The sequence below is a fragment of the Pseudomonas sp. CFBP 13710 genome (genome assembly GCF_014842235.1).
Lineage (GTDB): Bacteria > Pseudomonadota > Gammaproteobacteria > Pseudomonadales > Pseudomonadaceae > Aquipseudomonas > Aquipseudomonas baltica.
The window spans coordinates 349429-363667 of record NZ_JACYVJ010000003.1; the positions used below are offsets into that span (position 1 = coordinate 349429).

General features: G+C 65.3%; 13 protein-coding genes. 7 read left to right on the forward strand and 6 right to left on the reverse strand.

Annotated features, from left to right (window positions below):
* Nucleotides 1-85: 85 nt before the first annotated feature.
* Both IFT44_RS10090 and IFT44_RS10095 read right to left on the reverse strand, forming a co-directional pair.
* Nucleotides 86-646: a GNAT family N-acetyltransferase gene (locus IFT44_RS10090; protein WP_192175844.1), complete on the reverse strand. Its 561-nt coding sequence runs from the start codon at nt 644-646 to the stop codon at nt 86-88.
* A 171-nt stretch (nt 647-817) separates the two neighbouring features.
* Complete coding sequence (locus IFT44_RS10095) at nt 818-1483, reverse strand: GntR family transcriptional regulator (protein ID WP_185795178.1); 666 nt, start codon at nt 1481-1483, stop codon at nt 818-820.
* A 254-nt stretch (nt 1484-1737) separates the two neighbouring features.
* On the opposite strand from IFT44_RS10095, the gene IFT44_RS10100 reads away from it, so the two are divergent.
* The 7 genes from IFT44_RS10100 (at nt 1738) to IFT44_RS10130 (ending at nt 10572) form a co-directional block, all read left to right on the forward strand.
* A complete protein-coding gene (locus IFT44_RS10100; RefSeq protein WP_185795177.1) occupies nt 1738-2985 on the forward strand; it encodes an NRAMP family divalent metal transporter in 1248 nt (415 codons plus the stop codon).
* A 28-nt stretch (nt 2986-3013) separates the two neighbouring features.
* Nucleotides 3014-3784: a LamB/YcsF family protein gene (locus tag IFT44_RS10105; RefSeq protein WP_192175845.1), complete on the forward strand. Its 771-nt coding sequence runs from the start codon at nt 3014-3016 to the stop codon at nt 3782-3784.
* Complete coding sequence (locus IFT44_RS10110) at nt 3781-4587, forward strand: putative hydro-lyase (RefSeq protein ID WP_122475424.1); 807 nt, start codon at nt 3781-3783, stop codon at nt 4585-4587. The genes IFT44_RS10105 and IFT44_RS10110 overlap by 4 nt, the downstream gene beginning before the upstream one ends.
* 9 nt (nt 4588-4596) lie before the next feature.
* Nucleotides 4597-6216, forward strand: a complete 1620-nt coding sequence (locus IFT44_RS10115; RefSeq protein ID WP_192175846.1) for a 5-oxoprolinase/urea amidolyase family protein — start codon at nt 4597-4599, stop codon at nt 6214-6216.
* Complete coding sequence (locus tag IFT44_RS10120; protein WP_192175847.1) at nt 6213-7952, forward strand: acetyl/propionyl/methylcrotonyl-CoA carboxylase subunit alpha; 1740 nt, start codon at nt 6213-6215, stop codon at nt 7950-7952. Before IFT44_RS10115 ends, IFT44_RS10120 begins: the two co-directional genes overlap by 4 nt.
* A 140-nt stretch (nt 7953-8092) precedes the next feature.
* Nucleotides 8093-9007 (forward strand): lysine exporter LysO family protein, encoded by a 915-nt coding sequence (locus IFT44_RS10125; RefSeq protein WP_192058488.1) that lies wholly within the window; start codon nt 8093-8095, stop codon nt 9005-9007.
* Nucleotides 9008-9345: 338 nt separating this feature from the next.
* Nucleotides 9346-10572 carry a TIGR03862 family flavoprotein gene (locus IFT44_RS10130; protein WP_192175848.1) on the forward strand — a complete coding sequence of 409 codons (1227 nt, stop codon included), beginning with the start codon at nt 9346-9348 and terminating at the stop codon, nt 10570-10572.
* Nucleotides 10573-10701: 129 nt separating this feature from the next.
* On the opposite strand, the gene IFT44_RS10135 is transcribed toward IFT44_RS10130, so the two are convergent.
* The 4 genes from IFT44_RS10135 to IFT44_RS10150 all read right to left on the reverse strand — a co-directional run bounded on the left by IFT44_RS10135 (nt 10702) and on the right by IFT44_RS10150 (nt 14170).
* Nucleotides 10702-12036, reverse strand: coding sequence for a DEAD/DEAH box helicase (locus IFT44_RS10135; RefSeq protein WP_192175849.1), 1335 nt, complete (start codon nt 12034-12036; stop codon nt 10702-10704).
* Nucleotides 12037-12075: 39 nt separating this feature from the next.
* On the reverse strand, nt 12076-12975 hold the full coding sequence (gene yedA, locus IFT44_RS10140) for a drug/metabolite exporter YedA (protein WP_192054804.1): 900 nt from the start codon (nt 12973-12975) through the stop codon (nt 12076-12078).
* A gap of 91 nt (nt 12976-13066) precedes the next feature.
* A complete protein-coding gene (locus IFT44_RS10145; protein ID WP_192054806.1) occupies nt 13067-13678 on the reverse strand; it encodes a 3'-5' exonuclease in 612 nt (203 codons plus the stop codon).
* 12 nt (nt 13679-13690) lie between these two features.
* On the reverse strand, nt 13691-14170 hold the full coding sequence (locus tag IFT44_RS10150; RefSeq protein WP_043192734.1) for a LabA-like NYN domain-containing protein: 480 nt from the start codon (nt 14168-14170) through the stop codon (nt 13691-13693).
* Nucleotides 14171-14239 lie beyond the last annotated feature (69 nt).

Below are 14239 nucleotides of genomic sequence, written 5' to 3' on the forward strand. Positions count from 1 at the left end.
CCTCGGCATAGGCAACACCCACATAGGCAGAACCAAATGGGCGCAATGATAGCGGACACTTGTACTGCGGACACCTGCGGGGGCGCTAACGGTTGTGCTGCCACTGATCCTGGGTGATGCGGTACAGCATGTGCCGCTGCAATTCATGCCCGGGCAGGTTCGGGTGGTCGAAGTCGCCCTCGTGGTCGCGCAACATGCCGATCGATTGCATCACCTTTTCCGACGACACATTGGCCACCGCAGTGAACGCCACCACCTCATCCAGCCCCAAGCGATCGAAGGCGCAAGCCAGGCAGGTCCAGGCCGCTTCACTGGCAAAACCCAACCCCCAATGTTCATAGGCCAGACGCCAGCCAATCTCGGTAGCCGGGGCAAACGGCGCATCGAAACCTACCTGGCCCAGCCCGGCGAAGCCGATGAACTGCCCACTGTCCTTGCGCTCCAGCGCCCACAGGCCATAGCCCAATTCGGCAAAGTGACCGCGCACACGACCGATGACCGCTGCGCTCTGCAGCCGTCCCAAGGTTTCGGGAAAATAACGCATGACCCGCGGATCGGCGCACATGTCGGCAAACGCGGGCAGATCGCTGTCACGCCACTGACGCAAGATCAGTCGCGCACTTTCAAGTTGGAGGATCCCGCTCATTGCTGATTCCTTGTCGATACCCGCCCGCCCCGACCCGATTCGGCCTGGCAAGCACCTTCCCGCTCATTTCGAACGCGAGGTGGCAAGGGAGTTTTCACGGCAAGACCAACGGCGCATGCAGGCATGTCGAGCAGCCATTTCGACCGGACGCGTTTCGCTCGGCCTGGCGGGCTAGCGCCGGGTACTGCGCTCCCAGGCGGCCAGCACCGTACGCTCCGAACGCACCAGATAGGCCTCGAGCAACTGCGTGGCCTCTTGCGCACGCCCCTCTTCCAGGCAATGCAGAATGCAACCGTTCATGTCCAGGTAGGGCATGTGCAGGAAGCGCGGATCGTCGAGCAAGCCGAAGGCCAGCCGCAATTGCGCCGATATCTGCGCATAGAACGCCTCCAGGCGCGGGCTGTCGGCCAGTTCGACGACCGCCTGGTGGAACATCATGTTGGCCGTGCCCACGGCCTTCCAGTCCTTGGCCTCGCCAGCCTGCTTGCCCATGGCAACCGCTTCGCGCATGCGCACTGTGCCTGGGTGCAGCGGATAGCCTTGGGCAAGGGCCTGGCACTCGATGAAGCGGCGTACCCGGTAGATGTCGATGATCGACGCCATGTCCGGCACCGCCACGGTCACGCCGCGGTTTGGCTCGTGTTTGAGCAAGCCTTCACGGGTCAGGCCTCTGAAGGCCTCGCGCAGGGTATTGCGCGAGATCTGCAGGGTTTCCGCCAAGGCGGCCTCGGACAGGCGCTGGCCAGGGACCAGTTCACCTTCCACCAGCATCCGGCGAATCTCCTGGGTAATGGATTCACCCAGGGAACGAGGCGCAGAGAGTGAGAGGTCGTTCATGTACGGTCCAGGGTCGGAAAAGTCGATTCGATGTTCACCCACTGCCAGATCTCAGGCAAGGCGAATGGCACTTCTGTGCATCATTAAGTAACAGCGCTCCTTGCAAGCGTTACAAACTGGTGCACATTGTGGGTTACTGTAAAACGTATTGTTGAACAATCCAAAGCATACGGATCAACACCTTCCGCCGCATTGGCCGGCTCTGGCATGTTCATTGCTCTGTCCCTGTCATCTCCCATCGCAGGAACGATGCCGTGACACAGACAGCCGCGACACAGACCGCCAAGGATTTCACCAAGGCGCGTCGCTCTTCCCTGATCGCCGCGATCTTCATGATGGCGACCTCGGCCATCGGCCCGGGCTTCATCACTCAGACCGCCACGTTCACGGCAAAAATGGGCGCGGCGTTCGCGTTCGGCATCCTGGCGTCGATTCTCATCGACTTCGTGGTCCAGTTGAACATCTGGCGCATCGTCACGCTGACGCGCATGCGGGCGGCCGACATCGCCAACAAGGCGATTCCAGGCAGCGGCTACTTGCTGGCCGTACTGGTCATCTTCGGCGGTGTGGTGTTCAACGTCGGCAACATTGCCGGTGCAGGCCTGGGCCTGAATGCACTGATGGGGCTGGATCCGAAATGGGGGGGCGCCTTGAGTGCGCTGATGGCCATCGGCATTTTCCTGTCTCGCCGTGCAGGCCTGGCCGTGGACAGAATGATTGTGGTGCTGGGCCTGGTGATGATTGGCATGACGCTGTTCGTCGCCTTCGCTTCCAACCCGCCGCTGGGTCAGGCGTTGTACCAAACCATCCTGCCGGAAACCGTGGATTTCGCCATCATCACCACCATCGTCGGTGGCACGGTGGGGGGCTACATCACCTACGCCGGCGCCCATCGCCTGCTCGATCGCGGCACCACCGGGATCGAGAATCTACAGGCGGTGAACAAGGCGGCTTTGAGCGGCATCCTGGTCACCGGCCTCATGCGCTACATCCTGTTCCTCGCCATTCTTGGCGTGGTAGCCAGTGGCGTGGTCATCGACATTTCGGGTCAGGGCGCAAATCCGGCGGCGCAGGCCTTCCAGGCCACCGCAGGCGAGTTCGGCCTGCGCATCTTCGGCCTGATTCTCTGGGCGGCCGCCATCACCAGTGTGATCGGTGCGGCCTATACCTCCATCTCGTTCATCACTGTGTTTTCGCCCACTATCAGCGAAAAGGCACGCAACCGCGCCACCACCGTGTTCATTGCCGTGTCGCTGCTGATCTATGTCCTGATGGGCACGGCGCCTGCCGCGCTGCTGCTCTTCGCGGGTGGTTTCAATGGCTTGATCCTGCCCATCGGTTTGAGCATCTTCATCTACGTGGGCTGGCGCCGGTCCGACCTGATGGGCGGCTACCATTACCCTCGCTGGCTGCTGGTGCTGGGCCTGCTGACGTGCCTGCTGACCTGGTACATGGCGATCAAATCGGTCGGGCCGATCTTTGCCTTCCTCAAGGTCGTATGAGCCAGAACAATTACAAGGAATCTCTGCAATGCCAAGCATCGATATCAACAGCGACCTGGGTGAAAGCTTCGGCGCCTGGAGCATGGGCGACGACGATGCCATGCTCGACATCGTCACCAGCGCCAACGTTGCCTGCGGCTTCCACGCCGGCGATCCGGCCGGCATCCTGCGCACTCTCAAGGCTGCCGCGGCCCGGCAGGTCAGCATTGGCGCCCATGTATCCTACCCGGACAAGGTCGGCTTCGGCCGCCGCAACATGGATGTGGCCAGCGACGAGCTGACCGCCGACGTGATCTACCAGATCGGTGCCCTGCAGGGCCTGGCCCAGGCCGCCGGCACCCGCGTCAGCTACGTTAAGCCCCATGGCGCTTTGTACAACACCATCGCCCACGACCGCCGTCAGGCGCTGGCGGTGATCGCCGCGATCCGCGCCGTCGACTCGCGCCTGGTGCTGGTGGCTCTGGCCGGCTCGAGCCTGATCGAGCTGGCACGTGAGCAAGGCCTGACCTGCATTGCCGAGGCCTTCGCCGACCGCGCCTACACCCCGCAGGGCACGCTGGTTTCACGCCGTGAGCCGGGCGCGGTGCTGCACGATCCGCAACTCATCGCCCAGCGCATGCTGCGCCTGGTCGAAGACGGCACCCTGGAAGCCATCGACGGCAGCATCACGCGCATCCAGGCCGACTCGATCTGCGTGCACGGCGACAGCCCGGCCGCCGTGGCCATGGCCCGCGAGCTGCGCCGGGTACTGGAGCAGGCGAACATGCGCCTGCAAGCGTTTGCCGGAGATCGACCATGAGCGCCCTGAAGCTTGCCGCCCGGCGCGCTGTCGACGCCGCCCGCGCAGCGCGCGCGGGCTACCGTGGTGGTCTGGTTGCACCTTCTGCCGGGATCGCGCCGGGCATGACCCAGGCCAACCTGATCGCCCTGCCCCGCGACTGGGCCTATGACTTCCTGCTGTACGCGCAGCGCAATCCGAAAGCCTGCCCCATCCTCGACGTCACCGATGCGGGCAGCCCGCACACCGTACTGGCAGAAGGCGCCGACCTGCGCACCGATCTGCCGCTGTACCGGGTCTGGCGCAACGGCCAGTTGGCCGAAGAGATCAGCGACGCCCGCCCCGCCTGGGCCGAGCACGACGACATGGTGACCTTTCTCATTGGCTGCAGCTTTACCTTCGAAACCGCGCTGCAGGAAGCCGGTATCGAAGTCCGGCACATCGCCGACGGCAGCAATGTGCCGATGTACCTGAGCAACCGTGCCTGCCGCCCCGCCGGGCGACTGCGCGGTGACATGGTGGTGTCCATGCGCCCTATCCGCGCCGACCGGGTGGCCGAAGCCTGCACCATCACCGCCCGCTATCCCTCGGTGCATGGCGCGCCGGTGCACGTCGGTGATCCAGCGCTGCTGGGCATCGCCGACCTGGCCCATCCCGACTTCGGCGAAGCCGTGCGCATCGAACCGGGCGAGGTGCCGGTGTTCTGGGCCTGTGGCGTCACGCCCCAGGCGGCGGTCATGGCGTCGGGCGTGCCGTTCGCCATCACCCATTCGCCGGGCCATATGTTCATCACCGACGTGCCTGACAGCACGTACCACGTCTAGGAGATTGCCGTGCGTTTTCTACCGGTCAACCTGGACACCCTGCTGGTCGAGCTGAGCGACCTGGAGCAGACCCTGGCCCTGTTGGACGCCTTGAGCGCCGAGCCGCTGTTGGGGGTGGAAGAGATCATCCCGGCCGCGCGGACGCTGCTGATCCAGTTCCGCCCCAGCGCCATCACCCGCCAGGCGCTGGTCGACCACGTCGCCCGTCAGGACCTGGGCCAACGCCGGGCCGCCGAGCAGCGCCGGGTGGAAATTCCCGTGCACTACAACGGCGAAGACCTCGACGAGGTCGCCGCGCTGCTGCAGATCAGCCGCGACGAAGTGATCCGCCGCCATACCGCCGAGGACTACAGCGTGGCGTTCTGCGGCTTTGCGCCAGGCTTCGGCTACCTGACCGGCGGCGCCGGGTTCCAGGTACCGCGCCGGCAGACGCCGCGCACGCGCATTCCGGCCGGTGCCGTGGCGCTGGCCGGCGAATTCAGTGGCATCTACCCCAAGGCCAGCCCCGGTGGCTGGCAGATCATCGGCGTCACGCCCTTGCAGATGTGGGACCTGGACCGCGCCGAACCGGCTCTGTTGCGCCCCGGCTACAAGGTACGTTTCATCGATGCCGGGCCGCTGCCTGTAGGTGGCTTGCCGGTGCCCAGCCAGCCCGCTGCGGCCCTGCCACCGAGCGGCGCGTACCTGCAGATCCTCAGCCCCGGCCTGCACAGCGTGCTGCAGGACACCGGCCGCATTGGCCAGACCGGCCAGGGCGTGTCCCGCTCCGGTGCGCTGGACCTGGGCGCGTTGCGGGCCGCCAACCGCGCCGTCGGCAACCGCTCGGACATGGCCTGCGTGGAAACCGTGCTCGGCGGCCTGCGCTTCGTCTGCCACGGCCACGCCGTGATCGCCGTCACCGGCGCGCAAACCCCGGTTACCCTGACCAGCGCCAGTGGCCTGCAATGGCCTGTGGACAACTATCGACCCATCGAACTGGTACCGGGTGACACGGTCACCGTGGGTACGCCCAGCGCCGGGTTGCGCAGCTACCTGGCGATCCGCGGCGGCTTCGACGTGGCGCCGGTGCTCGGCAGCCTGTCGACCGACACCCTGGCCCAGGTCGGCCCGCCCGCCCTGGCTGCGGGAGACCGGTTGGGGTTCACCCCGCCCAAGGGCGGCACCAGCGTGTCGCTGAGCGAAGCCCCGGCGTTCGCCCTGCCCAAGACGGCCGACATCGTCACCCTGGATGTGCTGATGGGGCCACGCAGTGACTGGTTCACCACCGACGCCATCGAGCGCTTGAGCAGCCAGCTCTGGCAGGTCACCCCGCAATCCAACCGCGTCGGCATCCGCCTGGCCGGTGAAACGCCGCTTACGCGCAGCAACCCCCAGGAGCTGCCCAGCGAAGGCACCGCCGTGGGCGCGATCCAAGTGCCGGCCAGCGGCCAGCCCGTATTGTTCCTGGCCGACCACCCGCTGACCGGCGGCTACCCGGTCATCGCCGTGGTCGCCAGCTACCACCTCGACCTGGCAGGGCAGATACCGGTCAATGCACGGATCCGCTTCAACCCGGTGGCCGCCTTCGAAGACATCCAGCCCACCGCGCCAGCCCCTTCTTCCTCTGCCGATGTGGAAAGACTTCCATGAAAAAGCTCTTGATTGCCAACCGCGGCGAGATCGCCGTGCGCATTGCCCGTGCCTGCCGCGACCATGGCGTGCGATGCGTGGCGGTGTACGCCGATGCCGACATCGACGCCCTGCATGTTCGCCACGCCGATGAAGCCTACGGGCTCGATGGCCAGCGGCCCGCCGAGACCTATCTCAACATCCAGAAACTCCTGGACGTGGCCCGCCGCAGTGGCGCCGACGCCGTGCATCCCGGCTATGGCTTTCTCTCGGAACGGGCTGATTTCGCCCGCGCGGTCATCGACGCGGGGCTGATCTGGGTCGGCCCCAATCCCGAGACCATCGACATACTTGGCGACAAGGTCGAAGCGCGCAAGATCGCCCAGGCCGTGGGCGCGCCTCTGGTTGCCGGTACGCCGGGGCCGGTGGCAAGCGCCGACGAGGTGCTGGCCTTTGCCGAACAGCACGGCCTGCCCATCGCCATCAAGGCCGCATTCGGGGGTGGCGGACGCGGCATGAAGGTCGCCTGGCGCCTCGACGAGGTGGCTGAGCTGTTCGCCTCGGCGGTGCGCGAGGCAGAAGCGGCCTTCGGCCGTGGCGAATGCTACGTGGAACAGTTTCTCGACCGGCCCCGGCACATCGAAGCGCAGATACTGGCCGACAAGCATGGCCAGGTGGTGGTGGTGGGCACGCGCGACTGCTCCCTGCAGCGCCGCAACCAGAAGCTGGTGGAAGAAGCGCCCGCGCCGTTCATCACCGAACAGCAGCGCGAGCGTATTCATCAATCGGCCCGCGACATCTGCGTCAAGGCCGGTTATGTCGGCGCCGGCACGGTCGAATTCCTGCTCAGCCAGGATGGCACCCTGTCGTTCCTGGAGGTCAACACGCGCCTGCAGGTCGAACACCCGGTCACCGAAGAGACCACCGGCGTGGACCTGGTGATCGAGCAACTGCGCATCGCCGACGGCTTGCCGCTGTCGTTCGATGAAACCCCGGCGCCGCGCGGTCACAGTTTCGAATTTCGCATCAATGCCGAGGATCCGGGCAAGGGTTTTCTGCCCACTCCCGGCGAGATCGACGAGTTCATGCCGCCGTTCGGCCCAGGCGTGCGCCTGGACAGCGGCGTGACCAGCGGGTCGAGCGTGCCCAGCCACTTCGATTCGATGATGGCCAAGCTGATCGTCACCGGCGCCACCCGTGAGCAGGCGATTGCCCGCGCCCGGCGCGCCCTGGCCGAGTTCCGTATCGAGGGGATCGCCTCGGTGCTGCCGTTCCACCGCGCCGTGATGGATCACCCGGACTTCACCGGCAGCGACGGTTTTGCCGTGCACACGCGCTGGATCGAAACCGACTTCGCCGAGACCATCAGCCTTGCGCCGCGGGCCGCACCCGTGGCCGACACGGACATTCTGCGCACCTTCGTCGAGATCGATGGCAAGCGCCACGCCCTCGGCCTGCCAAGCGCGCTGTTGCGTGGCATGAGCCTGAATGCGCCGGCCGCGGCCCCACCGCACGCAACGGCCGCTGCAGACCTGGATCCGCAGGCATTGCTCACCCCGGTGGCGGGTAACCTGCACACCTGGGTAGTGGAAGACGGCGCGACGGTGTCCAGCGGCCAGGTAGTGGCAGTGGTCGAAGCGATGAAGATGGAAAGCTCGGTGCTGGCCCCGTGTGCAGGCCGTGTACGCATCAGCCAGCAGGCCGGTGACTACTTCGAGGCAGGCGCCGTGATCGGTCGTATCCAGGCCGACGACTGACCCATGGCAGCAGGCGGCACCGGGTCATGGCCCAGGTGCCGTTACCTGGAAAAAGCCCAGCCGAACGCGCTGCGCATCTGGAATAATGCCGGCCTTCGTCACCCGCACCACTCCATGGATTTTGCACAAGGCCTGCAACAATGCTTTCGATCGTCGCTTCACTCCTGCCCATTCTGCTGGCGCTGGCCGGCGGCTGGCTGCTGGCAATCTTCATCAGCCCCGCACTGCGCCAGCGGCTGGTGAAGCTGATCACCCCATTCATCTGGCTGCTGCTGTTTTCGATCGGCTACGAATTCGGCAATGTCTTGGGCGCCTTGAACTCGGCACGCGAATCGGCGCTCACCGCGCTGGTCTTCGCCCTGCTCACCACCGCCGTGCCCTGGTTGATGCTGTCGTGGGGCACCGCTGCTGCAGTGGCCCACCCAGCGTCGGCGCGTCAGGGGCTGGCGGGCATTGTCCCACCGCTCAAGGAGTGTCTGATCGCGCTGCTCGCCCTGGCGCTGGGCGTCGGCATGTATCACCTGTGGGGCGCGGCCGACGGCTCGGGTTTCGCCTGGCCTTCGACCAGCTACTTCCTCTATGTACTGATCGTGCTGGTTGGGCTGGACCTCTACGGAGTCCGGCCCGACCCGTCGTGGTACTCGCTGCGCACGCTGAAGATTCCCGCGATGGTGGTGATCGGCTCGTTGCTGGGCGGCCTGCTCGCAGCCTGGGCCACCGGCCAGCCGCTGGCCATTTCCATGGCGCTGTCCAGTGGCTTTGGCTGGTTCACCTTGTCCGGCGTGCTGGTGGGCCACCATGCCGGTGAAGCCTTCGGCGCCATGGCCCTGCTGACCGATCTGTTCCGCGAGATCCTCGCCATCGGTCTGCTCTACAGCCTGGGCGCGCGGCGTCCGCTGCAATGCATCGCTGCAGGCGGTGCCACATCCCTGGACTCGACCTTGCCGATCATCAAGCAGAAGTGCCCGCCACAATTGCTCCCGGTGGCCCTGGTCAGCGGTTTTCTGCTGACGGTGGTCGGGCCCTTGTTGATGGTGTTCTTCCTGACCGTATGAGTTATGCACACCGGCGCAGCGGTGGATAAGTTACGCACAATCGCTGTGCAACTGCCTGTGGATAATCTGCGCATAAGCGCCTGGCGTGCCGTGCAGGCGGGGGTACGAGCGAAGCGGTCATTTTTTGATCAGTGATGTCGAGCGGTTTTGCAAGCGCACGCGCCAGTTACCCACATCCGCTGTGCAACCGCATGTGGATAACCTGCGCAAAACAGGCTGCAGGCCTTGCGCTGTGGGGCTTTCAGTGATGTGATCACATTTTGATCAGCGACGGCTGTGGATACAGGAGCGGAACGAGCCGTGTAGAATTCTCGTTCTTTCCCTGTCGATCCGCATACATGCACTCTTCTTCCCCTCGCGTCGCCGTGATCGGCGGCGGCCCGGCGGGCCTGATGGCCGCCGAAGTGCTGAGCCTTGCCGGCGTGGCCGTCGACGTCTACGACGGCATGCCTTCGGTGGGCCGCAAATTCCTCCTGGCAGGCGTCGGCGGCATGAACATCACCCATTCCGAGCCCTACCCTGCTTTCGTTTCGCGGTATGCGGAACGTGCGCAGGACGTTCGAGCATGGCTGGACCCATTCGATGGGCAACGGCTGCGCGAATGGATTCATGGCCTGGGTATCGACACCTTCGTCGGCACCTCCGGGCGGGTGTTCCCCGCCGACATGAAGGCCGCACCGTTGCTGCGGGCTTGGCTCAAGCGCCTGCGCGAGTCCGGCGTGGTTATCCACACCCGCCACCGCTGGCTGGGTTGGAATGCCGATGGCAGCTTGCGCATTGCCAATCCACAAGGCGAGTTGGCCGTACGTGCAGATGCCACGGTGTTGGCATTGGGTGGCGCCAGTTGGGCGCGGCTGGGTTCCGACGGCGCCTGGGTGCAGTGGCTGCATGATCGCGGTGTACCGATCAAGCCGCTGCAACCCTCCAACTGCGGCTTCGAAGTGCCGGGCTGGAGCGCGCTGCTGCGGGAGAAGTTCGCCGGCGCACCGCTGAAGAACGTTGCCCTCGGGCTGGCTGGCGAGCCATCGCGCAGGGGTGAATTCGTGCTGACCGAAACGGGGGTGGAAGGCAGTTTGGTGTATGCACTGTCAGCCGGGATTCGCGAGGCGATCAACCGCACAGGCAAAGCGACCCTGCATCTGGACCTGCTGCCGGACCGTCCTGTGGATAAGGTTCGGGCCGCGTTGCACAAGCCGCGGGGCTCTAAAAGCATGGCCCGGCACCTGCAGGGGCAACTGGGCCTGGAAGGAGTGAAGGCCGGCCTCCTGCGGGAGTTGACCGATGCGCAAGCCTTTGCCGACCTCGATGCGCTGACCTTGGCGATCAAGGCCCTGCCGCTGACGCTGGTGCGCGCGCGGCCGCTGGACGAGGCCATCAGCACGGCGGGCGGTGTGGACTTGCAAGGGCTGGATCGGCACCTGATGCTCAACGCTGTGCCAGGCACCTTCTGCGCGGGTGAAATGCTGGACTGGGAAGCGCCTACCGGCGGCTATCTGCTGACAGCCTGTTTCGCCAGCGGGCGGCGCGCGGCGGATGGCGTGCTGGAGTGGCTGGCGCGGGGGTGATGTTTGCCTCGAGGGCCTCTTCGCGGGTAGAGGGCTCGCCGCCCGCCCCGCTCCCACAAGTTAAAGAGAATGCTGACCCTGTGGGAGCGGGCTTTGCCCGCGAAGAGGCCCGAGAGGTCCCCACACACCTCAAGGCTTGCGCTTGCGCGGCCCGGTATTGAACACCGGGACCTTGCGCACCGGCTTGACCACCGGCACCGCATCCACCGGTGAGTCACCGCTGTCGACCCACTTGCCCAGGTTCTTCTTGCTGCCACTGACCTTGGGCTTCTTCGGCTTTTTCGGTTTCTTCACCACCTGGCCGCTGGCATCGGTGTCCGGCACGCGGTGGTCGGGCACGAAGTCAGGCTCGTCGACGCGCTTCAGCGTCTGCCGGGTGAGCGTTTCGATGGCCGACAGCAACTGCACTTCGTCGGCGCAGACCAGCGAGATAGCCTCACCGGTGGCCCCGGCGCGACCGGTGCGACCGATGCGGTGAATGTAGTCTTCGGCGACGATGGGCAGGTCGAAGTTGACCACCAACGGCAGGTCTTCGATGTCCAGGCCGCGCGCGGCAACATCGGTGGCCACCAGGATCTGCACCTCCGAGGCCTTGAAGCGATCCAGGGCGCGCTGGCGCGTGGCCTGGGGCTTGTCGCCGTGGATGCCATCAGCGTTGACACCCAGACCTTGCAGCTTCTCGACCAACGCGTCGACGCCGTTACGGGTCTTGGCGAACACCAGCACCTGTTTCCAGCGCTGCTTCTTCAACAGATGGCAGAACAGCTCGGCCTTGCGCTTCTTGTCCACTGGCACGATCCACTGCTGCACCGAGCTGGCCGCCACGTTGCGCGGGCTGACTTCGATGCTCAGCGGGTCGTTGAGCATCTGCCCGGCGAGCAAGCGAATGGCATCGGAAAAGGTCGCCGAGAACAGCAAGGTCTGACGCTTCTTCGGCAAGGCCGCATAGATGTCGCGCAGCTCCTCGGAAAAGCCCAGGTCGAGCATGCGATCCGCTTCATCCAGCACCAGGGTCTGCAGCCGGGAAAACTTCACCGCGTTCTGCCGATACAGATCGAGCAGACGCCCAGGCGTCGCCACCAGCAGGTCGACGCCCTTGCGCAGCTTCATCATCTGCGGATTGATGCTGACCCCGCCGTACACGGCATAAGTGCTCAACGGCAGGTGCTCGCCGTACTCGACGATATTGGCGTGGACCTGCTCGGCCAGCTCGCGCGTGGGGCACAGCACCAGCGCGCGCACCGAATTGCTCGCCACCTTGGGCCCTTCCATGGCCAGCAGCTGCAGCAATGGCAGGGCGAAACCGGCGGTCTTGCCGGTGCCGGTCTGGGCCGCAGCCATCAGGTCGCGGCCGGCCAGCACTGCCGGAATGGCTTGGGTCTGCACCGGGGTCGGCGTCTGGTAGCCAAGCGTTTTAAGGGCGCGCTGCAGGGGTTCGATCAGGCCAAGGGTGGCGAATGTCATGGGTCTACCGTCAGAAGATGTTTCGCAATGGCCGGCAGTTTACCCTGTCGGCAGCGCTTTCGCCTTGCGCCATTGCGGCACCCCGATCAACACCACCGCACCGATGATCACCGCCATCGCCACGCACTCCTCGACGCCGATGTGCTCGCCGGCGAAGAGAATGCCCAGCAGCACGGCCACTGCAGGGTTGACGTATGCATAACTGGTGGCGGCTGCCGGGCGCACGTGCTTGAGCAGGTACATATAGGCACTGAAGGCCACGATCGAACCGAAGAACACCAGGTAGGCCAGCGCGCCCCAGCCGGCGGCGGTCGGCCATTGCTGCAGGCGCTCGCCGGAAATCAGGCTGCCGAGCAGCAGCACCGCGCCGCCGATGAGCATTTCCGCCGCTGCTGCCATGGCGCCCTGGGGCAATGGCAGGCTGCGGCTCCATACCGAGCCAAAGGCCCAGGCGGCCGCTGCGAAAATCAGCAAGGCGGCGCCCAGCGGGCTGGCCTGCAGGTTGGAGCCCAGGTTGAGCAGACCAATGCCGATCAGCCCGAGGACGATGCCGGCCCACTCCAGACGAGTATTGCGCTGGCCGCGAAACAGGCCGAAGAACAGGGTGAACAGCGGCACGGTGGCCACGGCCAGCGCCGCCACGCCGGAGGACACCCCGGCGTGCTCGGCGACCGTGACCCCGCCATTGCCGCAACTGAGCAGCAGGATGCCCACGCACCCGGCTGCGCGCCATTGCGGCCAGCTGGGGTTGGGCGCCCCGCGCAGGCGCAGGAAGCTGTACAGCAGGGTTCCGGCGATGAGAAAGCGCACCCCGGCCATCAGCAACGGTGGCCAGGACTCGACGCCGATACGGATGAACAGGTACGTCGAGCCCCAGACGAAGTAAAGGGCCAGAAAAGCGCCGATAAGCAGCAGGGGGAAGCGGGACTTGGCAGGCATTTCAAAGGTCATCCATGGTGTGTTTTTATTCTTTCCTGATGGGAACGGCGCGGGCGGCACTCCCTTCTACCCGCGAAGAGGCCCTCCAGCCCTAGCCCATCCGATGCTTCTGCAACACCTCGCGCATCTTCGCCATCGGCACTTTCTGCAGCGTGCAGAACAACCCATGGGACACCTCGGCCAGCCCGTGGCGTTCGCGCAGTTCCAGCGCCAGGTGCTGGGTCAGGTTGGCGGCCATCTCGGCGTCGGCCATGGCCCGGTGAGCCTGGCCGGTGTGTGGCAGTTTCGCCCACTGGGTCAAGGTGCCCAGCTTGTGATTCGGCGCACCAGGGAACAGGCGCCGGGCCATCAACATCGAGCAGGCGAAACTCTGCACCCGTGCCCGGCGCAGCAGGCTCAGCTCGTGGTCCCAGAACTTCTGGTCGAAGGAAGCATTGTGCGCAAGCAACGGCGTGCTGCCGACGAACTCGGCCACTTCGGCCATGACCTCGGCGGCCGGTGGTGCCTTGCGCACCATGGCGGTGGTGATGCCGGTCAGGCTGGCAACGAAGCCAGGCACGGGCAGGCCGGCGTTCATCAGGCTCTGGTAGCGCCCGACGATTTCGCCGCGCTCGAGCATGACCACGGCGATTTCCGTGGCGCGACAGCCCATGTTCGGCGAGATGCCAGTGGTTTCGAAGTCGATGACAGCAATGCGTTCCAAAGCGGTGAAACCTCAGTTCTTCAGCAGCAACGCGCCTTCGATGGGCACGTAGCGGGTGGCGGCGCGGATCAGTGAGTTGGCGGTCAGGCCCGGAACCCCATAGGCCACGGCCTCGACCCCGTGCTTGCCGATAATGCGGTCGAGCAGCAGGTCGAAGTCGCCGTCGCCCGAGGCAAGCACGATTTCGTCGACGTGATCGGCGGCGTCCATGATATCAATGGTGATGCCCACGTCCCAGTCGCCCTTGGCCGAGCCATCGCTGCGCTGGATATAGGGCTTGAGTTTGACCGTGAAGCCGAGGTTGCGCAGGATCTGCTGGAATTGCTGCTGCTTGCTGTCGCCACGGTCGATGGCGTAGGCATAGGCTTCGACGATCTGCCCACGCTGGCCGATGTCGGCCCACAGCGCGGCATAGTTGAAATGGCAGCCGTAGGCCTGGCGCACGGTGTAGTAAAGGTTCTGTACATCGGCGAACACCGCGATCTTCTTCACCGCACTTCCTCGTCGCGCTGGGCGCCTGAGCTTCTGGATAGCCAGTATGCCAGTGTTGGGGCAAGGATG

What these genes read in the sequence shown, in the direction of transcription:
- IFT44_RS10105 (WP_192175845.1), top strand. Translation starts at nt 3,014, where the DNA reads ATGCCAAGCATCGATATCAACAGCGACCTGGGTGAAAGCTTCGGCGCC.
- IFT44_RS10090 (WP_192175844.1), bottom strand. Translation starts at nt 646, where the DNA reads ATGAGCGGGATCCTCCAACTTGAAAGTGCGCGACTGATCTTGCGTCAG.
- IFT44_RS10130 (WP_192175848.1), top strand. Translation starts at nt 9,346, where the DNA reads ATGCACTCTTCTTCCCCTCGCGTCGCCGTGATCGGCGGCGGCCCGGCG.
- IFT44_RS10095 (WP_185795178.1), bottom strand. Translation starts at nt 1,483, where the DNA reads ATGAACGACCTCTCACTCTCTGCGCCTCGTTCCCTGGGTGAATCCATT.
- IFT44_RS10135 (WP_192175849.1), bottom strand. Translation starts at nt 12,036, where the DNA reads ATGACATTCGCCACCCTTGGCCTGATCGAACCCCTGCAGCGCGCCCTT.
- IFT44_RS10110 (WP_122475424.1), top strand. Translation starts at nt 3,781, where the DNA reads ATGAGCGCCCTGAAGCTTGCCGCCCGGCGCGCTGTCGACGCCGCCCGC.
- yedA (WP_192054804.1), bottom strand. Translation starts at nt 12,975, where the DNA reads ATGCCTGCCAAGTCCCGCTTCCCCCTGCTGCTTATCGGCGCTTTTCTG.
- IFT44_RS10125 (WP_192058488.1), top strand. Translation starts at nt 8,093, where the DNA reads ATGCTTTCGATCGTCGCTTCACTCCTGCCCATTCTGCTGGCGCTGGCC.
- IFT44_RS10120 (WP_192175847.1), top strand. Translation starts at nt 6,213, where the DNA reads ATGAAAAAGCTCTTGATTGCCAACCGCGGCGAGATCGCCGTGCGCATT.